The 25,793-nt window shown below is 61.3% G+C and carries 24 protein-coding genes; 9 read left to right on the top strand and 15 right to left on the bottom strand.

Annotation, left to right across the window (positions count from 1 at the left end):
* Positions 1-19: 19 nt before the first annotated feature.
* The 3 genes from ACM5SV_RS29720 to ACM5SV_RS29710 form a co-directional block, all read right to left on the bottom strand.
* The gene (locus ACM5SV_RS29720) at positions 20-787 is read right to left on the bottom strand and encodes an SDR family NAD(P)-dependent oxidoreductase (RefSeq protein WP_128408043.1); all 768 of its coding nucleotides are present in this window, start codon (positions 785-787) and stop codon (positions 20-22) included.
* 85 nt (positions 788-872) lie between these two features.
* Positions 873-1,124: an exodeoxyribonuclease VII small subunit gene (locus ACM5SV_RS29715; protein WP_003545921.1), complete on the bottom strand. Its 252-nt coding sequence runs from the start codon at positions 1,122-1,124 to the stop codon at positions 873-875.
* Positions 1,125-1,126: 2 nt separating this feature from the next.
* The gene (locus ACM5SV_RS29710) at positions 1,127-2,062 is read right to left on the bottom strand and encodes a histone deacetylase family protein (RefSeq protein WP_128408042.1); all 936 of its coding nucleotides are present in this window, start codon (positions 2,060-2,062) and stop codon (positions 1,127-1,129) included.
* A gap of 287 nt (positions 2,063-2,349) precedes the next feature.
* On the opposite strand from ACM5SV_RS29710, the gene ACM5SV_RS29705 reads away from it, so the two are divergent.
* Together ACM5SV_RS29705 and ACM5SV_RS29700 are read left to right on the top strand one after the other, a co-directional pair.
* On the top strand, positions 2,350-2,751 hold the full coding sequence (locus tag ACM5SV_RS29705; protein ID WP_128408041.1) for an acyl-CoA thioesterase: 402 nt from the start codon (positions 2,350-2,352) through the stop codon (positions 2,749-2,751).
* A 730-nt stretch (positions 2,752-3,481) separates the two neighbouring features.
* Complete coding sequence (locus tag ACM5SV_RS29700; RefSeq protein ID WP_128408040.1) at positions 3,482-3,904, top strand: hypothetical protein; 423 nt, start codon at positions 3,482-3,484, stop codon at positions 3,902-3,904.
* A gap of 148 nt (positions 3,905-4,052) precedes the next feature.
* Here the strand turns inward: ACM5SV_RS29700 and ACM5SV_RS29695 are convergent, their stop codons facing one another.
* Entirely contained in the window at positions 4,053-4,703 is a 651-nt protein-coding gene (locus ACM5SV_RS29695) for a GntR family transcriptional regulator (protein WP_222015604.1), read from the bottom strand.
* A gap of 177 nt (positions 4,704-4,880) precedes the next feature.
* Between ACM5SV_RS29695 and ACM5SV_RS29690 the strand changes: the two genes are divergently transcribed.
* The 5 genes from ACM5SV_RS29690 (at position 4,881) to ACM5SV_RS29670 (ending at position 11,426) form a co-directional block, all read left to right on the top strand.
* On the top strand, positions 4,881-6,269 hold the full coding sequence (locus ACM5SV_RS29690; protein WP_128408038.1) for a malonyl-CoA decarboxylase: 1,389 nt from the start codon (positions 4,881-4,883) through the stop codon (positions 6,267-6,269).
* Positions 6,266-7,780 carry a malonate--CoA ligase gene (locus ACM5SV_RS29685; protein ID WP_222015603.1) on the top strand — a complete coding sequence of 505 codons (1,515 nt, stop codon included), beginning with the start codon at positions 6,266-6,268 and terminating at the stop codon, positions 7,778-7,780. The genes ACM5SV_RS29690 and ACM5SV_RS29685 overlap by 4 nt, the downstream gene beginning before the upstream one ends.
* Before the next feature lie 96 nt (positions 7,781-7,876).
* A complete protein-coding gene (locus ACM5SV_RS29680) occupies positions 7,877-9,223 on the top strand; it encodes an SLC13 family permease (protein WP_128408036.1) in 1,347 nt (448 codons plus the stop codon).
* A gap of 275 nt (positions 9,224-9,498) precedes the next feature.
* Positions 9,499-11,043 carry a methionine--tRNA ligase gene (locus tag ACM5SV_RS29675; RefSeq protein ID WP_222015602.1) on the top strand — a complete coding sequence of 515 codons (1,545 nt, stop codon included), beginning with the start codon at positions 9,499-9,501 and terminating at the stop codon, positions 11,041-11,043.
* Between the two features lie 167 nt (positions 11,044-11,210).
* On the top strand, positions 11,211-11,426 hold the full coding sequence (locus tag ACM5SV_RS29670; protein ID WP_113545772.1) for a hypothetical protein: 216 nt from the start codon (positions 11,211-11,213) through the stop codon (positions 11,424-11,426).
* A 151-nt stretch (positions 11,427-11,577) separates the two neighbouring features.
* On the opposite strand, the gene ACM5SV_RS29665 is transcribed toward ACM5SV_RS29670, so the two are convergent.
* From ACM5SV_RS29665 to ACM5SV_RS29640, 6 genes are all read right to left on the bottom strand, one after another.
* Positions 11,578-12,717 carry a PAS domain-containing sensor histidine kinase gene (locus ACM5SV_RS29665; RefSeq protein WP_222015601.1) on the bottom strand — a complete coding sequence of 380 codons (1,140 nt, stop codon included), beginning with the start codon at positions 12,715-12,717 and terminating at the stop codon, positions 11,578-11,580.
* Complete coding sequence (locus ACM5SV_RS29660) at positions 12,714-13,505, bottom strand: alpha/beta fold hydrolase (protein ID WP_222015600.1); 792 nt, start codon at positions 13,503-13,505, stop codon at positions 12,714-12,716. The genes ACM5SV_RS29665 and ACM5SV_RS29660 overlap by 4 nt, the downstream gene beginning before the upstream one ends.
* A 129-nt stretch (positions 13,506-13,634) precedes the next feature.
* Positions 13,635-14,168, bottom strand: a complete 534-nt coding sequence (locus ACM5SV_RS29655; protein ID WP_222015598.1) for a GXWXG domain-containing protein — start codon at positions 14,166-14,168, stop codon at positions 13,635-13,637.
* A 114-nt stretch (positions 14,169-14,282) separates the two neighbouring features.
* Positions 14,283-14,846: a biotin transporter BioY gene (locus ACM5SV_RS29650; RefSeq protein ID WP_012756299.1), complete on the bottom strand. Its 564-nt coding sequence runs from the start codon at positions 14,844-14,846 to the stop codon at positions 14,283-14,285.
* 24 nt (positions 14,847-14,870) lie between these two features.
* The gene (locus ACM5SV_RS29645) at positions 14,871-15,479 is read right to left on the bottom strand and encodes an energy-coupling factor transporter transmembrane component T family protein (protein ID WP_017993154.1); all 609 of its coding nucleotides are present in this window, start codon (positions 15,477-15,479) and stop codon (positions 14,871-14,873) included.
* A complete protein-coding gene (locus tag ACM5SV_RS29640) occupies positions 15,479-16,153 on the bottom strand; it encodes an energy-coupling factor ABC transporter ATP-binding protein (protein ID WP_128440065.1) in 675 nt (224 codons plus the stop codon). The genes ACM5SV_RS29645 and ACM5SV_RS29640 overlap by 1 nt, the downstream gene beginning before the upstream one ends.
* 346 nt (positions 16,154-16,499) lie before the next feature.
* On the opposite strand from ACM5SV_RS29640, the gene ACM5SV_RS29635 reads away from it, so the two are divergent.
* Positions 16,500-17,690, top strand: a complete 1,191-nt coding sequence (locus ACM5SV_RS29635) for a winged helix-turn-helix domain-containing protein (RefSeq protein WP_419425465.1) — start codon at positions 16,500-16,502, stop codon at positions 17,688-17,690.
* 183 nt (positions 17,691-17,873) lie between these two features.
* On the opposite strand, the gene ribB is transcribed toward ACM5SV_RS29635, so the two are convergent.
* The 3 genes from ribB to ACM5SV_RS29620 all read right to left on the bottom strand — a co-directional run bounded on the left by ribB (position 17,874) and on the right by ACM5SV_RS29620 (position 23,490).
* Positions 17,874-18,977, bottom strand: coding sequence for a 3,4-dihydroxy-2-butanone-4-phosphate synthase (gene ribB, locus ACM5SV_RS29630; RefSeq protein WP_012756303.1), 1,104 nt, complete (start codon positions 18,975-18,977; stop codon positions 17,874-17,876).
* Positions 18,978-18,989: 12 nt separating this feature from the next.
* On the bottom strand, positions 18,990-20,087 hold the full coding sequence (gene aroC / locus ACM5SV_RS29625; RefSeq protein WP_012756304.1) for a chorismate synthase: 1,098 nt from the start codon (positions 20,085-20,087) through the stop codon (positions 18,990-18,992).
* Between the two features lie 223 nt (positions 20,088-20,310).
* Complete coding sequence (locus ACM5SV_RS29620) at positions 20,311-23,490, bottom strand: EAL domain-containing protein (protein WP_113545769.1); 3,180 nt, start codon at positions 23,488-23,490, stop codon at positions 20,311-20,313.
* Between the two features lie 256 nt (positions 23,491-23,746).
* Between ACM5SV_RS29620 and ACM5SV_RS29615 the strand changes: the two genes are divergently transcribed.
* Complete coding sequence (locus ACM5SV_RS29615) at positions 23,747-24,007, top strand: DUF1344 domain-containing protein (protein ID WP_003569889.1); 261 nt, start codon at positions 23,747-23,749, stop codon at positions 24,005-24,007.
* A gap of 298 nt (positions 24,008-24,305) precedes the next feature.
* Here the strand turns inward: ACM5SV_RS29615 and ACM5SV_RS29610 are convergent, their stop codons facing one another.
* Positions 24,306-24,896, bottom strand: a complete 591-nt coding sequence (locus ACM5SV_RS29610) for a histidine phosphatase family protein (RefSeq protein WP_012756307.1) — start codon at positions 24,894-24,896, stop codon at positions 24,306-24,308.
* A gap of 23 nt (positions 24,897-24,919) precedes the next feature.
* Positions 24,920-25,738, bottom strand: coding sequence for an enoyl-ACP reductase FabI (gene fabI, locus ACM5SV_RS29605; RefSeq protein ID WP_012756308.1), 819 nt, complete (start codon positions 25,736-25,738; stop codon positions 24,920-24,922).
* Positions 25,739-25,793: the final 55 nt, after the last annotated feature.

Here is a 25,793-nt window from a genome sequence, read left to right as displayed (position 1 = left end):
ATCGGATGCGCGGCGGGGCTCAGATCGCGGTAAAACCGTTGTCGACGAAGAGATGGGCGCCGTTGACGAAGCTCGACTCGTCGCTGGCCAGATAAAGGGCGGCCCGCGCGACGTCTTCGGGCTCGCCGATCCGCCCCTGCTGGGCGGCAATGGCCGCATCCGAAACATCGACGCCGAGCGCCTGCAGGTCGGCCACCTCGCGCAAGCCATGCGGCGTGCGGATGAAGCCGGGGCAGACTGCGTTGCAGCGGATGTTGCGGTCGCGGAATTCCACCGCGATGGCGCGGGCAAACATATGCACGGCACCCTTGGTCGTGTCGTAAAGCACTTCCATCGGCGTGGCGGCGACCGCCGAGATCGACGAGGTGCAGACGATCGACCCGCCGCTGCTTGCAATCATCTTCGGCAGCACGGCCTTGGTCATCAAAAACATCGAGCGCACATTGACGGCGTGCAGCCAGTCCCATTCCTCGACGGTTGTTTCGAGAAACGGTTTGATGACGATCGTCCCGGCATGATTGAAGAGCACGGTCACCGCGCCGTAACGCGCCTCGACGCCTGCGACGGCGGCATTGACGGCGGATTCGTCCGAGACATCGGCCGTCCAGCAATCGGCCTCGCCGCCGGCATCGCGGATCTGCTTCACGGTCTCTGCGGCTGCATCGCCATTGCGGTCGATGATCGCAACACGCGCGCCTTCCGCCGCAAAAAGCTTCGAGGCGGCGCCGCCCATGCCGGTCGCGCCGCCCGAGATAATGGCGACCTTGCCCTTCAATCTGTCCGACATTTCCTTGTCCCCTCATCGTTTTGGATGGGATCATAGATCGGTCCGAAGCCGATAGCCAAGCATCTTCAAAAGGGAGTTTGCTGTCTCAGGCGCCGTCGAGCGGCTCGACGCCCTGCGGCTTGCCGGCGCGGTCGAGCCGGATCTTCTCGATGCGGTTCTCGGCGGCCGAAAGCAGGGTCTCGCAATGTTTCTTCAGCGCTTCACCGCGCTCATAGATCTCGATCGATTCATCCAGCGCCACATCGCCGCGTTCCAGCCGGGCGACGATGCTTTCGAGTTCGGCAACTGCCTTTTCGAAGGAAAGGCCGGACACCTCCGGCTTGGCGCTGTCAGTCATTCTCAACCCTTCATCATTCTCAGAATATGCATGCCCGCCGATTCGGCGAGTCCCTCGAGATCATAACCGCCTTCGAGCAGGCTGACGACCCGGTTCTTCGCGTACCGGTCCGCCAGTTCCAGCACGCGCCCGGTCGCCCAGTCGAAATCCTCGCCGGTCAGATTGATCTGCGCTAAGGGGTCGCGGTGATGCGCGTCGAAGCCGGCGGAGATGATGATGAGGTCCGGCCGAAAATCGTCAAGCGCGGGCAGCACGCGCGATTTGAACGCCTCGCGAAAATGGTCGCTGCCGACATTCGGCGACAGCGGCGCATTGACGATGGTGTTGTGCGTGCCCTTCTCATCCTTGGCGCCGGTGCCGGGATAGAGCGGCATCTGATGCGTCGAGCAGAACAGCACGGAAGGATCGTCCCAGAAGATATCCTGCGTGCCGTTGCCGTGGTGCACGTCCCAGTCGACGATGGCGATGCGCTCGGCGCCATGCGTTTTCTGCGCATGCCGGGCGGCGATCGCCGCATTGTTGAAGAAGCAGAAGCCCATCGCCGTCATCTTCTCGGCATGGTGCCCCGGCGGGCGGGCGGCGACGAAGACATTGTCGGCCCGGCCGGTAAAGACGTCGTCGACCGCCGCCATTGCCCCGCCAATGCCGGTCAGCGCCGCCTGCAGGCTTTTGCTGCTGGCATAGGTATCGGCTTCGATCTGGTTGATCTCACCCTCTTCCTCGGGGATCTCTCGCATGACGGCGATCAGATGTTCTTCGGGATGGGCCAGCAGCACCGCATCCTCATTCGCCTGCGGCGCCTGCCGGCGCTCCAGCCGCTCGAAATTCGGATGTTCCAGCGCGACATTGATGGCGCGGATCCTGTCCGATCTCTCCGGATGGCCGGCGGGCGTCACATGTTCCAGGAAGATCGGGTGTTCATAAAGACGGGTGCTCATGAAGACACTCTATCGGTCGCTTATGTCATGTGCCACAGCAGATGGGGCATCGCCTGACGATTTCAACAAGTGCTCTTGCCGCGCCCTCCGACAGTTGGCCTACTACACTGTTTCATTTGCGCCGTTTCCGTCGAGCCGGTCCATTGCAGCGGCGCGGCATCTTTTAAGGTGTGCAAAGGATACTGTAACACTTTGAACTATTGTGTAATTTTATCCTTAAGCCGGTTCCGGTATAAGAAATTATGCAGTAGTGTTGCTGTGGGGAACTCAGTAGGGCAGATCTGTTGATGAGTCAGTCGAAACGCCCGGATGTGGCGGAAATACGCGTGCCGTTTCGCGATGTCGATATGAACGGCCGGATGTTTCTGGCCTCCTATATTTCCTATGCCGAATCCGTCCTTGCGAGCTTCTGGTCGTCACGGCCCGATGTCGATGACGAACCGGTCTATAGCCCCAGCAAGGTTTCCTGCATGCTCCACCGTCCGCTGCACTATGACGAGCCGGCAACCTTCACCGCCACCATCGACAAGATCGGCATGCATTCCATCGGCTTCCTCATTTCGATCGACACCGGGGAGGAGCGTGCCGCCGAGGTCGAGATCATCTGGCAGGCCCGCACCCGCGAGGACCAGTCGCCGGCTTCGCTGCCGGAGGAAACGCGCGACTGGCTTTATCGCTTTTTGGATTAGGGCGTTATGCGGGCGGCGGGATGTGCTTTCTAAAATCGATTTCGCTGCCGAGGCCGTGCGAAATTATCTAGCAGATGACACGCCTTTTCCCGCGCGGACGCAGATAGGTGATACCGACGGCGTAGCCCAGTCATCGAAGTCACTTTTCTTCCGGGCAACGAGTATTTGACGAGTAATTCGTAGAAATACTTGGGGCGCCGGCAATGCTGGTTAACTGCACGGATATCTCTCTCCCCACTGCGTCAGAGAAACGGGACGTAATTGTCGAAATACGCTTTGAGCCGGCCATAAAAGATACGATCTGGGTTCGGGGGTCACCCATCTCGATCTGGCGCCGCATGACTAATGCAGCGAAGTCATCAAGTCCGCCACTCTGGAGCGTTAGTATCGAGGCGACTCTGTCCTCACAAACGAACAGACGGAGATTCGTGTCTCGAACAACCCGTTGGTGAGGTAGTTCAGATGATAGCGGCTGAAGGCTCCAACCGTTCGACTCGGCGTTCCGTCGAGCTTCGACAAATGAACTGTCCAATTCGAAGCCCTTGAGATCGTCAGTGGCTTTGGCGGCTCCAACGCTCATAAGCACCGTTCCCGCAAGGACACACATCAAGAGATTCCTCATTCCTATCCTCGCGGCTGCGGTGGTGATTAATTCGTCGTTCGAAAGGTTCTTCCAAAGGTTTGAGCTCCATGTCAATTGTTCCAACCAATCTTCGAGAGGAGCCGTTCGGTGAAGCGAATTTCAATACTCGCTACTGCCCTGTTACTTGTGTCCGTCAGCGCTGCTTGGAGCGATGATGAGCCTCCCCGTCCCTATCAAGGTCCTCTCTTCTTCAACGGCGAGGGTTACGTCAGCACGCGCTTTATAAGCGCAATCGCACCGCTAGGTGACGGTTCTCCCATCTATGCGGGTGCCAAGCCGGGGGGCGGAAAGGTACTCGCAGTGCTGCACTCAGAGCCTGGTCCAGGAGTTCGTGCCGTTCATGTCGTTCCGAATGAAGACATCGTGGTAGTGGTGATCGCGCCGAAGCGCACCGGTCTTATAGGATGGAAGGGCTGGATCAGATTTACGGTTGTGACCGAACGCTTTCCGGACGGAAACGAGGTCTCTCGGACGTTTCCAGCCTTCCTCGAGAAAGTCGACAGCAAGTAAGCCGATTTTGGAGTTGCTCCCGGTCTGATCTCTGAAGCGACTGGATGAGCCAGAATCCGCGCAAAGCTAAATAAGGGATCGTGCAGCGGTCTTAATCTCCGTCACGGACAGCAAATCAACGCGATCCTGCTTATGTCACGCGGTCCAATCATCTGGCCGCCATGCTCGCGACCAGATCGCTGAACCTCTCGCCCTGAATGCCGACATGCGTCCGCAGCAGCCGGCGGGCCTCGTCTCCATCTCCGGCAAAGATCGCATCGACGATGGCGCAATGTTCTGAGAAGGACGTCGACAGGCGGTTGCGCACGCGCAGCTGGAGGCGGCGATAAGGCCGCAGGCGGCGGTGCAAATGCACACATTGCTCCTCAAGGAAATCGCTTCGGCCGGCTGCATAGATGGCCTTATGGAATTCCTCATTGTCGTAATAATAGGCGTCGCTGTCGCCGGCCGCAGCTGATTGCTCGCAGCGGCTGTGGGTGGCCGTGATCGCTTCCCGGGAGGCCTTGTCCAGCCGTCGTGCGGCGAGCGATCCGGCCAGGCCCTCCAATTCGGCCATAACCTCGAACATTTCATAGACGCGGTGCGGCCCCGGATCGATGACGATGGCGCCTCTGCGCGGTCGAATTTCGATGAGGCCGATCGCATCAAGCTGCATCAGCGCCTCGCGCACCGGCGTGCGGGAGACACCGAAACGCGTCGCAAGCACCATTTCGTCGAGCCGCTCACCGGGGGAGAACTCGTTGGAAAGAATTGAGTTTTCAATCTCATCACGAAGCCATCGGCCGACATTCTCGGACATTCGTCTCACTTCCTTCATACATAAACGTAATTCTTGTATACACGATCATTGATCTAGTGTACGAAGAATGGCATTCTATATACTACCGGTGAAACCCGACAATGGGAAGCAGCCGTCAAAGCAGCCCGCGAAACCAGCCGGCCCCACAGAAGAGACCAGCGAAGAGAGGAGAATGGCATGTCTGAGGCTTCCTTCTTCACCGACATGCTGCAGAGCATCACCGATCGCGGACGCCAGCTTCTGTTTTCCGGCTCGCGCGCCACGCAGGTCGCAGCCAAGGCCGATCTTCAGACACTCTGTGAAATGCTGCTATCGAGCCGGGGCGAAGCCTCGGGCATGGCGCTTGCCGCCGAGATCCTCGATCGCTGGGGGGCGCTCGAAAGCGAAGGCGCGCAGGCATTCCTCGATATGCTGCATGAAAAGTTCGGCCCCGACACGGCCAGGCTCGACCAGGCGATCGAAAACTACCGCACCGATAAAAGCTCTGCCGCGGTCATTGCTCTCCACCAGGCAGCCGAGCCGCGGCGACAGGAGCTTCTGCGCCGATTGAACCACGCGCCGAACGGCACCGCCAAGCTTGTCCGGATGCGTGAGCAGCTGCTGGCTTCCAAAGACCAATCCGAAGGTTATCACGCGCTTGACGCCGACTTCACGCATCTGTTCGGCTCCTGGTTCAATCGCGGCTTTCTGACGCTGCGGCCCATCGACTGGTCGACACCGGCCTACATCCTTGAAAAGATCATCAAATACGAAGCCGTGCACGAGATCGCCGGCTGGGAGGAGTTGCGCCGTCGTTTGGCGCCGGCCGACCGCCGATGCTTTGCCTTCTTCCACCCCCGGCTGGTTGACGAGCCGCTGGTGTTCGTCGAGGTGGCCCTCACACGATCGGTGCCGAGCGCGATCGGCGATGTGCTCGTCGAGGGCAGGGAGCAGATCAATGCCGACGAGGCGACGACGGCTGTCTTCTATTCGATCTCCAACTGCCAGGATGGCCTGCGCGGAATCTCGTTCGGCAACTTCCTGATTAAGCAGGTCGTGGAAGACCTGCGCAGAGACCTGCCCGGTCTGAAGAATTTCGTCACGCTGTCGCCCGTGCCGGGTTTTGCCCGTTGGCTTGCCAAGGCGCGCCCGGAAACGCTGACGGCGCTGGACGACCCGAACTGGCCCGACAACGAGAAGACGGCAGCCGAAGTGGAGCGCGTGTTGCTGCCGCTTGCAGCGCGCTATTTCCTGACCGAACGGACGCCGGAGGGCCGCCCCGTCGATCCTGTCGCCCGCTTCCATCTCGGCAACGGCGCTCGACTGGAAAGACTGAATTTTCTAGGCGACCGCTCGGCCAAGGCGATGCAGCAGGCCCATGGTCTGATGGTCAACTACCTCTACAAGCTCGACGATATCGTGGCCAACCACGAGGCCTTAGCGCAGCGCGGCGAAGTGATTGCCTCGCCTGCCGTCAAAAGCCTGCTCAGCCAGAACGAAGAAAGCCGCCGCGGCGGCAATGGCCAGCAAGGCTCCCGGCCATTCCAACAAATAGTGAACTCAACGCTTGGAGGAGGGCGAAAGTGAGCAACCATCTTTTCGACGCCATGCGGGCGGCTGCGCCCGGTGACGCACCGTTCATCCGGATCGATAGTACGCGCACATGGACCTATGATGACGCCTTCGCTCTTTCTGGCCGCATTGCCGGCGCGATGGACGCGCTCGGCATTCGCCCCGGCGACCGGGTGGCGGTGCAAGTCGAGAAGAGCCCCGAGGCATTGATCCTCTATCTCGCCTGTCTTCGAACCGGCGCCGTCTACCTGCCGCTCAACACCGCCTATACGCTGGCCGAGCTCGATTATTTTATCGGCGATGCGGAGCCGCGTTTGGTGGTTGTTGCGCCGGCTGCCCGGGAAGGCGTGGAGACGATCGCCAAGCCCCACGGCGCGATCGTCGAAACGCTCGATGCCGATGGCAGCGGCTCGTTGCTGGATCTGGCACGCGACGAGCCGGCCGACTTTGTCGATGCCTCGCGCGCCGCCGATGATCTGGCTGCGATCCTCTACACGTCGGGAACGACCGGACGTTCCAAGGGGGCGATGCTCACCCATGGGAACCTGCTCTCGAACGCCCTGACCTTGCGGGATTATTGGCGCGTCACATCAGGCGACCGGCTGATCCATGCCTTGCCGATCTTCCACACGCACGGGCTGTTCGTCGCCACGAATGTCACGCTGCTCGCCGGCGCCTCGATGTTTCTGCTGTCGAAATTCGACGCCGGCGAGGTCGTTTCGCTGATGCCGCAGGCAACCATGCTGATGGGCGTGCCGACCTTCTACGTGCGCCTGCTGCAAAGTCCGCGCCTCGACGAACAAGCGGTCGCCAATATCCGCCTGTTCATTTCCGGTTCGGCTCCCCTGCTTGCCGAAACCCATACCGAGTTCCAGGCGCGCACCGGTCACGCCATTCTCGAGCGCTACGGCATGACGGAAACCAATATGAACACGTCGAACCCCTATGAGGGGAAACGCATTGCCGGAACGGTCGGTTTCCCGCTGCCTGATGTGACGGTGCGCGTCACCGATCCCGCCAGCGGGCTCGTGCTGCCGCCTGAAGAAACCGGCATGATCGAGATCAAGGGGCCGAACGTCTTCAAGGGTTATTGGCGCATGCCGGAAAAGACGGCGGCCGAATTTACCGCCGACGGTTTCTTCATCAGCGGCGATCTCGGCAAGATCGACCGGGACGGCTATGTCCACATCGTCGGCCGCGGCAAGGATCTTGTGATTTCCGGTGGATACAACATCTATCCGAAAGAGGTCGAAGGCGAGATCGACCAGATCGAGGGTGTGGTCGAGAGTGCTGTGATCGGCGTGCCGCATCCCGATTTCGGAGAAGGCGTAACGGCTGTCGTCGTGCGCAAACCCGGCGCTGTCCTCGATGAAAAGACCATCGTCAGCGCCCTCCAGCAACGTCTCGCCCGCTACAAACAACCCAAGCGCATCATCTTTGCCGAGGACCTGCCGCGCAACACGATGGGCAAGGTTCAGAAAAACATCCTGCGGCAGCAATACGCCGATCTTTATACCAGGAAGTAAGACGGCTGCGCCCTCTGGGAGGAGGGTGCGCCGACATCCAGCATCAGTCTTGAACACAACAACTACGGCGCTGGAGGCGTCGGAGGGAGGGGAATCATGGGTATTGAACTACTGGCCATAGGCCTGCTGGTCGCCATGTTCATCATTGCGACGATCCAGCCAATCAACATGGGTGCGCTCGCCTTTGCCGGCGCCTTCGTGCTCGGCTCGATGGTCATCGGGATGAAAACCACCGACATTTTCGCCGGCTTTCCGAGTGACCTGTTCCTGACGCTCGTCGCCGTCACCTACCTCTTCGCCATAGCGCAGATCAACGGCACGATCGACTGGCTCGTCGAATGTGCCGTCCGTCTGGTGCGCGGGCGGATCGGCTTGATTCCCTGGGTGATGTTCCTGGTCGCCGCCATCATTACCGGTTTCGGTGCACTTGGGCCTGCTGCGGTCGCCATTCTCGCACCCGTCGCGTTGAGCTTTGCCGTGCAGTACCGCATTCACCCGGTCATGATGGGTCTGATGGTGATCCACGGCGCGCAGGCGGGCGGATTTTCGCCGATCAGCATCTATGGCGGAATCACCAACCAGATCGTTGCGAAGGCCGGCCTGCCTTTCGCGCCGACCTCGCTGTTTCTCTCCAGCTTCTTCTTCAACCTGGCGATCGCGGTGCTGGTCTTCTTCATTTTCGGCGGCGCAAAGGTGATGAAGCAGGACGCCGCATCGCTTGGCCCCTTGCCCGAACTCCATCCCGAGGGCGTATCGGCGTCGATCAGAGGTCACGGCGGCACGCCGGCAAAACCGATCAGGGAGCATGCCTATGGCACGGCGGCCGATACCGCGACGACGTTGCGCCTGAACAATGAGAGAATTACCACTTTGATCGGCCTGACGGCGCTCGGTATCGGCGCCCTGGTTTTCAAGTTCAATGTCGGCCTCGTCGCCATGACCGTGGCTGTCGCCCTGGCGCTGCTGTCACCGAAGACCCAGAAGGCGGCAATCGACAAGGTCAGCTGGTCGACCGTGCTGCTGATATCAGGCATCATCACCTATGTCGGCGTCATGGAGAAGGCCGGGACTGTCGACTACGTGGCGAACGGTATATCCAGTCTCGGCATGCCGCTGCTGGTGGCGCTCCTGCTTTGCTTTACCGGTGCCATCGTCTCGGCCTTTGCATCCTCGACCGCGCTGCTCGGCGCGATCATCCCGCTTGCCGTTCCATTCCTCCTGCAAGGACACGTCAGCGCCATCGGCGTGGTCGCGGCGATCGCGATCTCGACGACGATCGTCGATACCAGCCCATTCTCCACCAATGGCGCGCTTGTCGTCGCCAACGCGCCGGATGACAGGCGTGAGCAGGTGCTTCGACAGCTGCTGATCTATAGCGCCCTGATCGCGATCATCGGCCCGATCGTCGCCTGGTTTGTGTTCGTCGTGTCCGGGTTGGTGTGACGGCGGGCTGCGAGGAAGCATCGCTTTCCGCTGCAGGGTTCCGGATCGCTGCGGCCAACGCATCCGGATCGAAGAGTACGCTTGTCCGAAACGGCTCTTGATGCTAGGAAAATTGCATGGACAACACCCTGATCAGCACCTTTGTGATGATGATGCCGCGCTCATAAGCGTGGCGGGTTTCGTGCGTCCAGAATGCACCAGCGACCGCCCTCGAGGCGGTCTTTTCATGGGTCGATCCGTCTCGCGGGGCAAACAGCCTTCGAAAGGAAACGCCGATGAACACGATCTACATCACCACCTCGATCCCCTATGTGAATGCCGCACCGCATGTCGGCTTTGCCCTCGAACTGGTCCAGGCCGATGCCTATGCCCGCCATTTCCGGCTTCTCGGTCAGGACGTCCGCTTCCAGTGCGGAACCGATGACAACAGCCTGAAGAATGTCAGGTCGGCGGAAGCCGCGGGATTGCCCGTGAAGGACTTCGTGGACGCAAACGCCGACAGGTTCGAGCGCCTTGGCGGCCTGCTCGATATCTCCAACGAGGAATTCGTCCGCACGTCGCGCGATCCGAGGCACATCGCCTGCGTCCACGCCTTGTGGAGGGCATGCGCCGGACATGGCGACCTCTATCGCAAGGCCTATGAGGGCCTTTATTGCGTCGGTTGCGAGCAATTCTACGAGCCGTCGGAACTCGATGACGGGCGTTGCCCTGAACACGGCATTGCCCTTGAGACCATCCGCGAGGAGAACTGGTTCTTCCGTCTCTCCCGATACGGCGACCGGCTGCTAGAGCTTGTCGAGACCGGAAAGCTTCGCATCGTTCCGGCCCATCGGCGCAACGAGGTCCTTGCCCTGTTGCGGCGCGGCCTGACCGACATCAGCGTGTCGCGCAGTGCGGAGCGGGCGCGAGGCTGGGGTGTTCCCGTGCCCGATGAAGATGAGGTCGTCTACGTCTGGTTCGATGCCCTGGCGAACTATCTCACCGGTCTCAGCCACGGGTCCGATGAAATCCTCTTGCCGCGCTATTGGAACGGCGGCCAACGCATCCATGTCGTCGGCAAGGGCATCTCCAAGTTCCACGCCATCTACTGGCCGGCCATCCTGTTATCCGCAGGCCTGCCGCCGCCATCGTCGATCCTCGTGCACGGCTACGTCACGGTGGATGGCAAGAAGATCGGCAAGTCGGCCGGCAACGGCATCGATCCGGAACGCATCATCCAATCCTACGCAACGCCGGACGCCCTGCGATATTACCTGCTCCGGCATATACGCTCGGCAGACGATGGCGACTTCTCGGCCGAGCGTCTGGAAGCCGCATGGTCGGGAGAACTTGCAGGACAGCTCGGAAATCTCGCCAACCGGGTGCTTGCGCTTCTGTCCACGTCGTTCGACGGGATCGTTCCGCCCGTGCCGGACAGCGCGTTCGTGGAGGAGGCTGCCCGCCTTCCGGCGAAGGTGGCTGAAGCGTTCGATGCCTACGAGCTCCATGTCGGCCTCGCCTATATTTTCGCATTCATCGGCGAGGCGAACAGGCGGTTTACAAAACGCGCACCATGGGCGGATGCAAAAGCGCTGCTTGCCGATCTCACGCCGGAGGATCGGAAGGCGACCGCCGCCCGTCTCGGCTCCTCGTTGGCCGAGCAGGTCTACGGCCTTGCGATCATCGCCCGCTGCCTCCTGCCGTTCTTGCCAAGCTCGGCCGCAAAGCTACATTCCAGGCTGGGAATACCGTCTCCTCGCCTCTATCGGGACCCCTTGATCGTGACGGACGTCAAAGCCGCCCCACAAGCCGTGCTCTTTCCGCAAAGAGCGTCAGCTTAAAGGGGACCAGCCCGAGATCCTCTGCGCTGCAACTGAGGCAGCGCAGAGTTTTGACGTGATCCGGCATGTCATGAAAGTTTCATATTCGGGCTATTTCCGGGAGCGGGAAAATAATCTATTATTTTAGTCAGGAAACGAGATTTCCCGAAACAACGAAAGGATACTGATTGGAGACATTTTTTGTGGTTACCGTGCTCGTTGGAGGCTTCGCACTGATCTTTGCGCTGATCGCAAGGGCAGAAAGAGGCGCCACCACCCAGACCACCGCAAACACCAAGCGCAGGTGGGGCAATTCGGGAGGCGATGGAGGTGGAGGCTGGTTTGATGCCTCAGGCGACGGCGGCTGTGATGGCGGTGGCGGAGATGGTGGAGGAGGAGACTAAATCAAACTGAAATCGATAGAATGCCCGACCGCCTCAAGGCGGTTTTTTGTTGCCCGGATTTCGGGCGGGGCGAGATGCCGACCGGCTTCTGCGCCAGGCGCGCACCGACAGCAAGGAATAGCCGCTTACGCTGGCCGGCTGTGCGGCCCTATCAATCCAACGGCATTACAAAGGTGAAGCGCGTCTCCTTGTCATCGGAACTGACCGTGATCGTCCCGCCGTGGGCGCGGGCGATTTCCGAAGCGATGTGCAGACCCAGCCCCAATCCTCTTTGACTTGTGCCGGCTTCGCCTGTGAAGAAAGGCTGAAAAAGCCGTGTCATCGCGTCGCTGGAAATCGGAGCGCCGCCATTGGCGATCCAAAGCTCCAACCTTCCGTCGACAGTTGCCGCCGAGAGCCGCACGGGTTCGTCCGGTGTCCCATGGGTCAGGGCATTCCCAAGAAGATTGGACACCAGCTGGCCTATCCGGCCGCTGTCGCAGTTTATCGGCCCATCGAATTCGATAGTCACCTCAATTGCGCGGTCGAGATGACTGAAGCGAAGTTCTTCGATGACCTGCCGCAAGAGCGGCTCGAGATGCTCCGCCCGCCTCTCGAGCGTGATGCCGCCACCCAATCGTCCGCGCGCGAAGTCGAGGACGTTATCGATAAGGGCGGACATGCGAACGACGCTGCCCTGCATCAAATCGAGAACTTTAATCGCCCGATCGGTCTGCTTCTCTTTTCGCAGCATGCGCGCCGCGGCTGCAATCGAGGCAAGCGGGTTGCGCAGGTCGTGGCCGAGAACAGCGATGAACTCCTCCCGCAACTCGGCGGTTTGCTGTTCGAAGGCGAGTTTGGATTTGATGGTGGCGCCGGCAGCATCGGCGGCTGCGCGCGCGTCGACCAGGTCCCGCTCATAACGGCGACGCTCGGCAGCCTGGAACATCGTCACGCGGGTGAAAATCAGGGCGCCGTCTTCTGCACGTCTTTCCACGGCATTGGCGAGCACAGGCAGCTTTCTGCCGTCCACTGTGACAAGATCGAGGGCCACCTCGTTGAAAAACCCTTGCATGCGCAGCAAAGGCGCAAAATGGGTCTCGTAGAATATACGGCCCGAGGTGTTGAGCAGGTCGTGAAGTCGTTTGCCGAGGAGTTGCTCGGCAGGGATGCCGATCCAGGTCGACAGCGTTCTGTTGACCTTGACGATGCGCCCGTCCGGCTGCAGCGAAAGATAGCCGCATGGCGCGTTTTCGTACAAGTCCTCGAGGTCCTCAGCCGGCATGGCGACCTGCATATCGGCACCGGTCATCGGACGAACCGCCGGATTGCCGATATGACCTCGTCGGGAGCGCTGAGGTTAGGGCAGTGGCCACTCGCATTCAGCACGACCAATTGGCTGTTTGGGACCTGCCGATGGACGAATTCGCCGACCTCTTCGCAGGCGATGACATCATTCCGGCACTGAAGGATCAGCGTTCTGGCGGTGACTTCAGGAAGGTCGCTGCGATTGTCCGACGTGAATGTCACCCGTGCGAAGGCCTTGACGATCTCCGGATCGGTGCGGCAGAAGCTATTTGTCAGTTCTTCGCTGAGTTCCGGTCGATCGGGATTGCCCATGATGGCGGGCGCCATCGCGGCAGACCACCCCATATGGTTGTCGTCCAACGACGTCAGCAGTTCGTCTATATCCGCCGCGCTGAAGCCGCCGATATAGTCACCGTCGTTGATATAGCGCGGCGACGGCCCGACAAGGACCAGGCTTTCAAACAGTTCCGGTGCCTGCAGCGACGCGATGACGCCGATCATCGCGCTGACCGAGTGCCCGACGAACACCGTTTGCGTCAGGCCGAGCGCGCGGCAAATTTCCACGAGATCATCCGCATAACCCGCCAATGAAGAATATTTCCGGGCATCATAGGCCGTGAGATCGGATCGTCCTGCGCCGACATGATCGAACAGCACCGTCTTGAAGTCGGCCTCAAAAGCCGGCGCCACGAAGCGCCACATATTCTGGTCGCACCCGAATCCATGCGAAAAGATCATCGCACGCTGGCCATCGCCCCGGACTTGAACATGATTTCGATCGATGACGGTCATCTCGCCCTCTTCCCTGCTTTCATAACATGTTCCGCCTGTTTTGGATCGAGGAAAGATCAGCCCGGCAACGGTTCGATGGCTCTGTGCCGCGATTTTCCCGAGGCAGCCGCCCGGCCATTTGCGGCATGCCTAGTCCATCACTTTCCGGAGTTCGAAGAAGAATCGCCGAGGGTCGCCGCGCAGGCACATCATTCCGGCAATCCCGTCATCGTCAATCCTCCGAAAGTAGTCCACGATCGGCTGTTTGTCGTAGATCATCGCAGCCGTTTCGATGCCGTCGAGCGCCTGAAGCCGCAACGAAGCGGTCGTGCCTCTCGCTCGAAGTACCTTCTGCAGGTACGAGAACCCGTGGCGGGCGACGAGCGTCCGGCCAAGGGGCGCCATCTTGATCGCCAGCTCAACACGGAGGAAATTTGGCTCGATCGCCACGAGCCGGCCCGGTCTCCAGTTGAAGAGCAGGGCGTCCGCCCGCATGTCGGAATGGAAGCGCTTGCCAAACCAGTTGAGATTTTCGAGCACGCCGTCCAGTGGATGGCCCGACTGAATACCGACGCCGCTCCAAAGGCCGACCATGTCCTTCGGCTGGACGGGCTCCAGCGAGCGGAACCAGGCAGCCATCTCCTCCTGGTCGCCTCGCATGGTTTCTCCTTCAACGACGTTCATTGTGGAAAAATGAAAAGAAGGTTTGGAAAGTTCCCGTTCATGCGGACCGGTCGGAAGCCCAACGGCCCCCGAAGGGGCCGTTGGGGTATTCGCCAGACAAGACCGGCCTATGCGTCAGGCGCGCGACGGCAGCAGGGGATAGCCGACCATGACGGCGCGGCCAAGCAGGGCTGCGACGAAAGCCTTGATCACATCGCCGGGAATGAAGGCCATCGAGCCGACGAAGGCTTTCGTGAAGCCGAGGCCGGCGACGGTGGCGAGATAGGTGATGCCGAAGGCGTAGAGCACGACGATGCCGCCGGCCATGGCGGTGAGGAAGAAGCTCACCGTCTGCACCAGGCCAGATTGCTGATGGTTGACCAGCCGTTCGCTGAGATAGCCGGTGACGAAGGCGGCAAAGATCCAGCCGATCAGGAAGCCGGCCGTCGGCGACGCGAAGATGGCAAGCCCGCCGCGGCCGCCGGAAAGCACCGGCAGGCCGATCGCCACCAGCACCAGCACGATCAGCACGGCAATCGCGCCACGCCGGGCGCCGAGCACGACGCCGGCCATCATCACGCCGAGGGATTGGGCGGTGATCGGCACCGGAATGAAGCCGAGCGAGATCGGCGGCAGCAGGCCAAGCGCCACGATGATCGCGGCAAAGAGGGCGGTAAGAACGAGGTCGCGAGTGCTCATCATGAATTCCGTATTTATCAATCGTTAACTCACATGCCGCCGAATGCCGCGCGCGTCAATCGCCGCGGCGATATTATCCGCATCCTTAAGGGTCAAGATGATCAACGGCGCAAGCAGCGTCGTCGGCCGGACCTTCAGCCCGCGTGCCTTATGCGCCTCGCGGATCGCCTGATAACGCCCGACGATCTCAGGCACAAAACGCAGCACCAGCCCGAGCGCCAGGCCGATATCGTCGGCCTGCACCCAACCGGTGCGTTCGAGCGGGCGGGCAAGCGCCGTCACCTCGTCGATGAACTCGGTGATCGACGTCGTCGCCGTCACGGTGGCGGCAAGCAGCATTAGCGCCGTCAGCCGCAGCAGGGGCACGAGCGCTTCCTGCCAGGGATTGAAGATGAGGTTGAAGAGTGCGACGACCGCGATCGTCAGGAAGACCGGCCGCAGCCGCCGGAGCCCATCCGCAAACGGCAGGCCGATCATCCGGTAGAGAACCGCCGTCAGCAGCACGGCGATCGACAGCAAGACGAGGTTCCCGCTGATGAACAGCACGACGCCGAAGACCGTTAGCGACAACAGCTTTACCCGCGGCGAAAGCCGGTGCATCACGCTGTTGCCTTCGACATAGAGCGATTGCATCAGGCGGCGATCTCCTTGTAGCGGGCGATCGCTTCGGCAGCCGGTGCATCGGCGGCAAGCCGCCCTTCATGAAACAGCAGCACTCGCTCGAAATCGGCGATCAGCTCCAGATCATGCGTGATGATGATGGCGCTTTCCGGGAGCCCGGCGATAATCCCTTCGACCAGCGCCCGGTTCTTGAGGTCGAGCTGGTTGGTCGGTTCGTCGAGGATCAGAATGCCGGGCCCCGTCGCCAGCACCGAGCAGAGCGCCGCCACCTGCAGCTCGCCGCCGGAAAGCTCGTGCGCGCGCCGATCGGCCAGCGCCTCGGCGCCGAAGCGGGCCAGCACGCCCTCGACCTTCGCCTCGATCTCCGCCTTGCTGAAGCCACGCCGCTTCAGCCCGAAGGCGATATCGTCTTTGACGATCGGCAGGATGATCTGGTTCTGCGGCGACTGGAAGATGAAGCCGACATCGGCCACCGCAGTCTTTTCGTCGTTCGTATCGCGGCCGTTGACGGTGACGCGGCCGACCGATGGTTTGTTCAATCCGTTGATCAGCCGCGCAAACGTCGTCTTGCCCGAACCGTTCAGCCCGATGACGCCGATGCGTTTCCCACTGATGTCAAGCGTCAGCGGCTGCAGCGCCACTCGTGCCCCGAAACTGACCCCGGCGCCTTCGAAACGAATATCCAAACCAATCCCTCGCATTTTTCACCGGAGGAGATTGCCGATACCGGCCCCTCATCCGCCTGCCGGCACCAGCCGGGGTCGAGCCACTCGTCTCGACCCGTCCTTCGGACCGCCGTAAACGGGGCGAAGGGGTTAGACCGCGACCTCTCCATTCCCCACCAACCTCTCGCAGGGCACGTCCCCTCTCCCCGCGAGCGGGGAGAGCGTTAGGGTGAGGGGCAGCCATTGGCGCCAACCTGACAGCAGTGCTTCTACACGGGGAATCGAGGATGATGAAAGCGCAAATCTTGCTGTCGATATTGGGTCGATATCGGGTGGCTAGGAAGATTTTCCGGATTATGATGCAGCTATGACGAATCTGCTTTCCAATTCCGATGCCCGCCGTGTCTTCCTTGCCAAGCAGGGCCTCAGCGCCCCGCCGAACCGCGCCCTGACCAAGGCCGGCCTGCTGCAGCTCATCCATGAACTGGGTTTCGTCCAGGTGGACAGCATCCAGACAGTGGAGCGGGCGCATCATCAGATCCTGTTTTCCCGCAACCAGACCTACAGGCGCGAGCATCTGACGGCGCTGCTCGAAAAGGACGGCGCGCTGTTCGAGCACTGGACACATGACGCCTCGATCCTGCCGAGCGCCTTTTTCGTCTATTGGAAGCACAAGTTCCGCCATCAGGAGCAGGTGATCGTCGAACGCTGGCGCAAATGGCGCGGCGAGGGCTTCGAGGCGGCGTTCGCGGAGACCTATGAGCGCGTTGAGCGCGACGGCGCGATCCTGGCGCGCGACATCAAGGCCGATGGCCACGTTTCCGGCGGCTGGTGGAACTGGCATCCGAACAAGACGGCGCTCGAATATTTCTGGCACACCGGCAAGTTCGCCATCGCCGGCCGCTCGAATTTCCAGAAGATCTATGATCTGGCGGAGCGCGTCATCCCGGCCGAATTCCGCGAGCCGGAGGTGAGCCGCGAGGAATTCGTCGACTGGGCATGCCGCAGCGCGCTCACCCGGCTCGCCTTCGCCACCCATGGCGAGATATCAGCCTTCTGGAACCTGGTCTCGCCCGATGAGGCCAAGGTCTGGGTATCAGCCCATCGCGACGAACTGATCGAAGTGCTGATCGAATCGGCGCTCGGCGGCAAGGCGCGCCCATCCTGGGCCTTTGCCGATTTCCTGTCGACGCTCGACACTTACCCCGGCGCGCCGCCGCGCATCCGTGTGCTCAGCCCCTTCGACCCGATGATCCGCGACCGCAACCGCACCGAACGCCTGTTCGGCTTCTTCTACCGCATCGAGATCTTCGTGCCCGAGCCGAAGCGCGAATACGGCTATTACGTCTTCCCGCTGCTCGAAGGCGACAGGCTGATCGGCCGCATCGACATGAAGGCGGATCGGAAAAAGTCGACGCTCGATGTCAAGCGGCTCTGGCTGGAGCCGGGTGTGAAGCCGTCGGCCGGGCGGCTGGAGAGGTTGGAAGCGGAGCTGGAGCGGCTGGCGCGGTTTGCGGGTGTGGAGAAGGTCGTGTTTCTCGAGGGGTGGAGAGGATAGTCGAACTACCCTCACTCCCTCATCCCTGTGCTTGTCACAGGGATCCAGCGCACCCAAGTCCTTGGGTGCGGGAAACTCTATTCGTAGAAGCAAATGAGTCATTCACGGCGCGGACGCGCCGTGGCTGGATTCCTGTGACAAGCACAGGAATGAGGGATGGCGAGGGTCCAAGCCCACGCCCGATCAGCAGATCTCCGTCGTGCTGATCTTGATGCCGAAACCTTCGAGGCCGACATAGTGGCGCTCGCGGCTGGTGAGCAGCTTGATCGAGCTGACGCCGAGATCCTTGAGGATCTGTGCGCCGAGGCCGATTTCCAGCCATTCGCTGTCGCGCGTCTGGGCTTCGGCATGGGCTTCGCGGCCCTGGTTGCGGGCCTTGCGGCCATTATCGTGGTGGCCGACGCCGACCGAGCCTTCGCGCAGATAGACGATGACGCCGCGGCCTTGCTCGGCAATCTTCTGCATGTAGAAATCGACCGGGCTGTTCTTGCCGAAGAGATCCTCGGCGACATTTTCCGGATGCAGGCGGACCGGGATGTCGACGCCGTCGCGGATATCGCCGAAGACGACGGCGAGATGCTGCATCGGATCCCAGGGCAGCGAATAGGTATGGGCCTTGGCCTTACCGAACGGCGTCTCGATGTCGAAGCTGGTGCCGAGTTCGATCAGTGTTTCCTTGCGCTGGCGATAGGCGATCAGATCGGCGACCGAGACGAGCTTCAGCCCGTGCTGTGCGGCGAAATCGACCACCTGTGGGCCGCGCGTGACGGTGCCGTCGTCGTTGACCAGCTCGGAGATGACGCCGATCAGCGGCAGGCCGGCGAGCTTGCAGAGGTCGACGGCGGCTTCCGTATGGCCGGAGCGCATCAGTACCCCGCCTTCGCGGGAAACCAGCGGGAAGATGTGGCCGGGACGGACGAAATCGGAAGCGCCGACATTCGGATTGGCGAGGTTGCGCACCGTCAGCGTCCGGTCGTCTGCCGAGATCCCAGTCGACGTGCCGTGCTTGAAATCGACCGAGACGGTGAAGGCCGTCGTATGGGCCGAATCGTTTTCCGCCACCATGGCATTGAGGTTGAGGCGCTTGGCCTCTTCCTTCGGCATCGGCGCGCAGACGATGCCGGAGGTGTGGCGGACGATGAAGGCCATCTTCTCCGGTGTGCAATGCACGGCGGCGACGATCAGGTCGCCTTCGTTCTCGCGGTCATTGTCGTCCATGACGACGACCATCTCGCCGGCCTCGAAGGCCCGGATGGCGTCGACGACGCGCTTCTGGTCATAAGACATGGGCGAGCGCTCCTATTTCAGACGGCCGGTCTGGCCGCGGTCGCGAAGATAATGGTCGGCGACGGCGCAGGCGACCATCGCCTCGCCGATCGGCACGGCGCGGATGCCAACGCAGGGATCGTGCCGGCCCTTGGTGCGGATATCGACATTCTTGCCCTCCGCATCGATCGACTGGCGTTCGGTCAGGATCGAGGAGGTCGGCTTGACGGCGAAACGCGCCACCACCGGCTGCCCGGTGGAGATGCCGCCGAGAATACCGCCGGCATTGTTGGAAAGGAAGATCGGCGTGCCGTCATTGCCCATGCGCATCTCGTCGGCATTGTCTTCGCCTGACGTTTCGGCGGCGGCAAAACCATTGCCGATCTCGACGCCCTTGACGGCGTTGATCGACATCAGCAGCGAGGCGATATCCTGGTCGAGCTTGGCATAGATCGGCGCGCCGAGGCCGGCCGGCACACCTTCGGCAATCACTTCGATGACCGCGCCGATCGAGGAGCCCTTCTTGCGGACGCCGTCGAGATATTCCTCCCAGACCGGCACGATCGCCGCATCGGGCGAGAAGAACGGGTTCTGATCGACCTGGTCCCAGTCCCAGTTGCGGCGGTTGATCTTGTACTTGCCGATCTGCACCAGCGCGCCGCGCACGGTAACGCCTGGTACGACAAGGCGGGCGATGCCGCCGGCGGCAACCCGCGCAGCGGTCTCGCGCGCCGAGGAGCGGCCGCCGCCGCGATAGTCGCGAATGCCGTATTTGAGGTCGTAGGTATAATCGGCATGGCCGGGGCGGTATTGTTTCGCGATCTCGCCGTAATCCTTGGAGCGCTGATCGGTATTTTCGATCAGCATCGAGATCGGCGTGCCGGTGGTCGTCATCGTCTCGCCGTCGGCGTCGAGCATGACGCCTGATAGTATCTTCACCAGATCGTCCTCGCGCCGCTGCGTCACGAAGCGGGATTGGCCGGGCTTGCGCTTGTCGAGCCAGACCTGCAGGTCCTTGAGCTTGAAGCTGAGCCCCGGAGGGCAGCCGTCGACGACGCAGCCGAGCGCCGGACCATGGCTTTCGCCCCAGGTGGTTACGCGGAAGAGGTGACCGAATGTATTGTGCGACATGTGTTCCGACCGGTGGCGCGCCAAAGCCGGTCGCGCCATTGCTTGAATAGGCGCGACACTCATAGGCCAAAAAAACGCCGAGGCAAAAGCCTTTCTTTGCGCCAAACCGGCAGCTCAGGGAATGCTGTTTCCGTTCGTTGTCGGGGATGGGCGGCGCATCCGGCCGCCACTCTCTTTGCGCAGGCGGGGAGGGGGCAGGGCGAGGGCGATCGGCAGGCAGCGATCAGGACGCCAGCCGCCACCCCGTTCCGGTCGCTTCCGCGGTGAAATCGTCGAAGGAGAGCGGCTGCGAGAAGGCATAGCCTTGCAGGATGTCGCAGCCGAGATCGCGCAGCAGCGCGGCATGTGCTGCCGTCTCCACCCCTTCGGCCACCGTCTCGACGCCGAGTGAGCGGGCGATCTCGATGATCGAGCTGACCAATGCGCGCTCCTGCGAGGCATTGACGATCGGCTGCACCAGCTGGCGGTCGATCTTCAGCCGCTTCGGCTTCAGCTTCAACAGGCTGACGATCGAGGTATGGCCGGTGCCGAAATCGTCGATCTCGATATCGATGCCGAGCGCCTTGATGCGCTCGAGATTCTGCGAGACGACGTCCTCGCTCTCGTCGAGGAATATCGATTCCACCAGTTCGAAGGAGAGCTCGCCCGGACGGATATGCAGGTCGGCGAGCGATTCCAGCAGGCTGCCGTCATGCAGCCGTCGGGCCGAAACATTGACAGAGACCTTGGGCACCACAATGCCGCGCGCCGTCCAGCGCATCTTGTCGTGCAGCGCAGTTTCCAGCACGATCCGGTCGAGCATCTGCACGACATTGATCTCGTCGGCGATGCGCAGGAACTTGTCAGGCGCGAGCCACCCCTTGGAGGGGTGCTTCCAGCGCACTAGCGCCTCGACGCCGGTGAGTTCCATCGTCCGGGCGCAGAATTGCGGCTGATACCAAGCGGTGAATTCGCCATTGTCGATGCCGGCGAGGATCTCGTCGGCCGTGCGCTTGGTGTTGATGATATCGGCCTGGAGATTGTGATTGAAGAATTCGAAGCGGTTGCGGCCCGTGCTCTTGGCGCGGTAGAGCGCGATATCGGCATTGATCAGCACCTTGCGCGCATCGACATGGATGCCGTTGGCAAGCGCAATCCCGATCGACACGCCGCAGCGGCAGGAAAAACCCTGGAAATCGATCGGCTGGCGCATTTCCTCGATGATCCGCGTCGAAAGCTGCGCCATCTCCTTGTCGCCGACGTCGAGGGCGAGGATGACGAATTCGTCGCCGCCGATGCGCGCGACGATGTCGCTGCCGCGGACATTCTTGGCGAGCACCTTCGAGGCGTGTACCAGCATCGCATCGCCGGCGGCATGGCCGAGCGTGTCGTTGATGTCCTTGAAGCGGTCGAGGTCGATGTGCAGGATCGAGAATTTCTGCCGCTGCTGGCGGCCGTCATGGGTCAGACTTTCGAGCGCGATGTCGAGCTTGCGGCGGTTGGCGAGTGCGGTCAGCGGGTCGTGCAGTGAATTGTGCTCGATCCTGTTTTTGACAAGCTCGAGCTCGATATTCTTGGCGACCGCATCGTCTTTGGCGGCTTTCAGCCGGATCGTCATCAGCACGTCTTCGGTGGCGTCGAAGGCGATGCCCATGATCTTCATCTCGCTAGTCCCCGTCTGGTGGACCTTGCCGACCGAGCGCACATAGCGCACCGAGCCGTCGTCGACGATCACCCGGCAGACGAGGGTGTGCGTATCGCCGTTGTGCTTGAAGTGACGCGCGCTTTCGAGCGCCAGGCTCCTGTCCTCGGGGTGGATGCGGCTAAGCCAGATCTCCTCGGTCATGAAGCCGTTGCGCGGTGTAAGCCCATAGAGTTCGTGCATCCGCTCGTTCCAGATCGAGCCGCCGAGGCCAGGCCGCGCCTCCCATATGCCGCACTGATAGGAATTGAGCGCCAGGTCGAGCCGGCTGGAAAGCTCGGCGAGCTCGCCCTCGCGGCTCGAGAGCTCGTCAAGCGCCAGCTCCAGCTCGGCATTCTTGACCTCGCTCATATCCTTGGCCTTGCGCAGCGTGTCGGTGATCTCCGCATCGGCGGTCACGTCCCAGACGATGCCGATCGTCTTGCTGACGCCGGCTGCATCCGTATAGAAGGCGCCGACCGAGCGCAGATGGCGGATGCCGCCGTTGCCAAGCAGGATGCGGTACTGCGCCGTGCAGGCAGCGCCGGCAATGCTGCAGCTGAAGAAATGCACTTCGGCAGTTTCACGATCCTCGGGCAGGATCGCCGCCAGCCATTCGTCGAGCACCCGGCTTCCTTCTTTCGCCGCTTTGCCGTGCAGAGCCGCGGCACGGGCATCCCAGAGCAGACTGCTCGAATGATCCTCCAGCTCCCAGATGCCGATATTGGAGGATTCCAGCGCCAGGTTGAGCCGCTGCGACAGTTCCAGCAATTTTGCCTCGCGGGTCTCCAGCGCGGTGATGTTGCGATTGCGCTCGCCGAGCAACAGGGTCGCGAAGAAGATCGGCACGATGATGATGAAGCCGGCGGCAAGGATGATCAGACGCAGCTCGGTGCGGTTTTCGGGTATCGCGTTCCAGCCGCTATTAGGGACCGCGGAAAGCTCCCACTTGCCGCCGGCAAAGCCGATCTTCTGGCGCATCGGATTCTTGTCATCGATATCGGACGAACCGAAGAACGGCGGCGGCAAAGCGGCGTTGGTCGCGGCCGCCGCGCCGATATCGCGGATGGCGATCGAAAGATGGCCGAGATGCGGATAACGCTCACGGTTTTCGCGGTCGCGCGCCGGCATCAGCCCGGTCGCCTGGTAAAACATTTGCTGGTCGATGGCGACTTCGACCGCCCCCCAGATCCGCCGCTGGCCGTTCTCCTTGACGTAAACCGGGAAGAAGATGGCAAAGGCGTCGCGGCCGTCGGTGCTGATCGGGCCGTAGAAGCGCGCCGACTGGTCGCCGGCCGCGCCAGTCATCACTTGGCGAAAGAAGAGAGTTTCGCGCACGTCGCGGCCGATCCGCTCATTGCCGGATTGCGGTGGGTGGATGTCGCGGATGATGAAATCAGGCGCGACGGCGATATGAATGAAAGACGGGTTCTGGATTAGCAGCCAGTTGATCTGGCGCTCCATCTCCTCTCCGTTGGCCGCGCTGACGGAGATCAGGTTCGTCAGATCGCGCACGACGCTGAGGTCCAAATTGATCTCGGCCATCACCCGGGCGCGGATCAGGTTGGTCTCGTTTTCCGTGCGGATATGAAGTTCGCGCACATGAGACGCAGTATTGGCCCGGTCGAGCCCGAAGCCGACCATGATGACGACGAGGGCGACGAGCGACGAAACCAGAAACGAAACGCGGGTATTCTTCAACACGCGCCGCAACTGCTTGCTGTCGCTGAGCCTGGATAGCAAAATGAAACTCCCCTGTTGGCGAGCAACTGTAGGACGCGCGGGTTAATTTACGATTGCCCGCCGGCGATGCCGAAAAATCGTGTGAAGGGAAAAACCGCGGGTTAACGCGGCATCTTGATTATATTTAAAATCCTATTCATCAATTGGGCGGGAAAAGCCTTTCTTACGGGCAATTTTCGCCATATTCAGGAGCTTATCTGTGGCCAGTCATTTTTTCGTGCAGCTTATCGTGCAGCGTTTCAAAAGGATTGTCGCCATGCGTTTCGTCGTCGCCACGCTTTTGGCAACAGCAAGTTTCCTGTCACCGATGAGCGGTTTTGCCGAGAGCGCCGATGTCGAGGCGACGATCAAGAAGGTCGACACGGCCAACCTCGTGCTGACGCTCGATGACGGCAAGACCTATCAGGCGCCCGAGGAATTCAATTTCGACGGCCTCGAAGCCGGCGTGAAGGTGATCGTCTTCTACACCGAGGTCGACGGCAAACGCGTCATCAACGATCTCGACATCGTTAAATAGGCAGTTCTCTGGAGAATAATCGAGTGAGATACGCGCAGTGGCTGCCCCTCACCCCAACCTTGCCGGGGTCGAGCCACTGGTCTCGACCCGTCCTGCGGACCCCCGTAAACGGGGCTAGGGGCCGTGCCCTGCGAGAGGTAAGCGAGGAACCGAGAGGTTGCGCCTATCCACCTTCGCCCCGCGCGCGGGGAGAAGGTGGCGGCAGCCGGATGAGGGGCTGGTCCCGGCAATCTCCCTGGGCAGCACAGGCCCGAACAGCTCGTTCGCACCCCCAATCCGACCTAGCGCCCTGCAATACCTACAGCCAGACGATCGTCCGCTCCGTGGTTTCGATCCGGATGATCCGGTCCTGCGGGATGGCGCCTTCGGCAGCGGTGCTTTTCGGCAGGTCGGCGATCGCCTGGAACAGCGTGCGGATGACACCGCCATGGGTGACGCAGACCGTCGGACGATCGACCGAGTTCAGCCATGAGCCAGTGCGCCAGGAGAGAATTTCGTAGCTTTCCGCATCATCGCCGGGTGGGATGAAATCCCATTTGGAGGCATTGCGTTCCGCCACCCGCTCGCGCTGCGTCGCCTTCAGCTCCTTGATTGTCGAGCCTTCCCAGTCGCCGAAGGAAATTTCCACCAGCCTTGGATCGGTGCGATAGGCAAGCGGCGGCAAGCCCATGGCAATGCGCATGATTTCCATTGTCGCGCGCGTGCGCTGCAGCGGGCTTGCGACGAAATCGAATTGGTCGACCGTGTCGCCGAGGATCTCGGCAAGCGCGATGCCGTTCTGCCGGGCCTGTTCCAGGCCCGTGGCATTCATCGGGATATCCTTCTGACCCTGCAGGCGGCGCTCGGCATTCCAGGCGGTCTGGCCGTGTCTGATCACATAGATAAGCACGGTCTCGCATCCATATGGAGAAATCAGTCCTTGATGACGGAAATGTCGGGCGCGTCGACCGCCTTCATGCCGATGACATGATAGCCGCTGTCGGCATGGTGCACTTCGCCGGTGACGGAGCGCGACAGGTCCGACAGGAGATAGAGGCCGACATCGCCGACTTCCTCGATGGTGACGGTACGGCGCAGCGGCGCGTTATATTCGTTCCACTTCAGAATATAGCGGAAATCGCCGATGCCGGAGGCGGCAAGCGTCTTGATCGGTCCGGCCGAGACGGCATTGACGCGGATGTTCTGCGGTCCGAGGTCGACGGCGAGATACTTGACGCTGGCTTCGAGCGCGGCCTTGGCGACACCCATGACATTATAGTTTGGCATCACCTTTTCGGCGCCGTAATAGGTCAGCGTCAGCATGGCGCCGCCATCCGTCATCAGCTTCTCGGCGCGGCGTGCGACCGAGGTGAAGGAATAGACGGAGATCTGCATCGTCTTGGCGAAGTTGTCGGCCGAGGTGTCGACGTAGCGGCCGGTCAACTCGTCCTTGTCGGAAAAGCCGATCGCATGCACGAGGAAATCGATCTTGCCCCACAGCTTCTCGACGTTCGCGAAAACCTCATCGATGGTGGCTTCATCGGCGACGTCACAGTGGCCGACGAGCGTCGCGCCGATTTCGGCGGCGAGCGGCTCGACACGCTTCTTCAGCGCATCGCCCTGATAGGTAAACGCAACTTCTCCGCCGTGCGCATGAATGGCCTTGGCAATACCCCACGCAATCGAACGATTGTTGGCGACACCCATGATGACGCCGCGTTTGCCTGCCATGAGGCCGGATGCTTGAGCCATATTTCGCTCCCTAGGATTCTGATCGATCCTGCCTATGGCATAGGCCGTTAATCGG

Origin of the sequence: Rhizobium sp. CRRU65, from assembly GCF_048551595.1 — a bacterium.
Taxonomy (GTDB): Bacteria; Pseudomonadota; Alphaproteobacteria; order Rhizobiales; family Rhizobiaceae; genus Rhizobium; species Rhizobium leguminosarum_J.
Note: the sequence above shows the minus strand (reverse complement) of the source record. Positions and strands in the feature narration are given on the sequence as shown.

Coding starts and splice junctions, on each gene's coding strand:
- ACM5SV_RS29720 (WP_128408043.1), bottom strand. CDS start 787: ATGTCGGACAGATTGAAGGGCAAGGTCGCCATTATCTCGGGCGGCGCG.
- ACM5SV_RS29715 (WP_003545921.1), bottom strand. CDS start 1,124: ATGACTGACAGCGCCAAGCCGGAGGTGTCCGGCCTTTCCTTCGAAAAG.
- ACM5SV_RS29710 (WP_128408042.1), bottom strand. CDS start 2,062: ATGAGCACCCGTCTTTATGAACACCCGATCTTCCTGGAACATGTGACG.
- ACM5SV_RS29705 (WP_128408041.1), top strand. CDS start 2,350: ATGAGTCAGTCGAAACGCCCGGATGTGGCGGAAATACGCGTGCCGTTT.
- ACM5SV_RS29695 (WP_222015604.1), bottom strand. CDS start 4,703: ATGTCCGAGAATGTCGGCCGATGGCTTCGTGATGAGATTGAAAACTCA.
- ACM5SV_RS29690 (WP_128408038.1), top strand. CDS start 4,881: ATGTCTGAGGCTTCCTTCTTCACCGACATGCTGCAGAGCATCACCGAT.
- ACM5SV_RS29680 (WP_128408036.1), top strand. CDS start 7,877: ATGGGTATTGAACTACTGGCCATAGGCCTGCTGGTCGCCATGTTCATC.
- ACM5SV_RS29675 (WP_222015602.1), top strand. CDS start 9,499: ATGAACACGATCTACATCACCACCTCGATCCCCTATGTGAATGCCGCA.
- ACM5SV_RS29665 (WP_222015601.1), bottom strand. CDS start 12,717: ATGACCGGTGCCGATATGCAGGTCGCCATGCCGGCTGAGGACCTCGAG.
- ACM5SV_RS29660 (WP_222015600.1), bottom strand. CDS start 13,505: ATGACCGTCATCGATCGAAATCATGTTCAAGTCCGGGGCGATGGCCAG.
- ACM5SV_RS29655 (WP_222015598.1), bottom strand. CDS start 14,168: ATGAACGTCGTTGAAGGAGAAACCATGCGAGGCGACCAGGAGGAGATG.
- ACM5SV_RS29650 (WP_012756299.1), bottom strand. CDS start 14,846: ATGAGCACTCGCGACCTCGTTCTTACCGCCCTCTTTGCCGCGATCATC.
- ACM5SV_RS29645 (WP_017993154.1), bottom strand. CDS start 15,479: ATGCAATCGCTCTATGTCGAAGGCAACAGCGTGATGCACCGGCTTTCG.
- ACM5SV_RS29635 (WP_419425465.1), top strand. CDS start 16,500: ATGACGAATCTGCTTTCCAATTCCGATGCCCGCCGTGTCTTCCTTGCC.
- ribB (WP_012756303.1), bottom strand. CDS start 18,977: ATGTCTTATGACCAGAAGCGCGTCGTCGACGCCATCCGGGCCTTCGAG.
- aroC (WP_012756304.1), bottom strand. CDS start 20,087: ATGTCGCACAATACATTCGGTCACCTCTTCCGCGTAACCACCTGGGGC.
- ACM5SV_RS29615 (WP_003569889.1), top strand. CDS start 23,747: ATGCGTTTCGTCGTCGCCACGCTTTTGGCAACAGCAAGTTTCCTGTCA.
- fabI (WP_012756308.1), bottom strand. CDS start 25,738: ATGGCTCAAGCATCCGGCCTCATGGCAGGCAAACGCGGCGTCATCATG.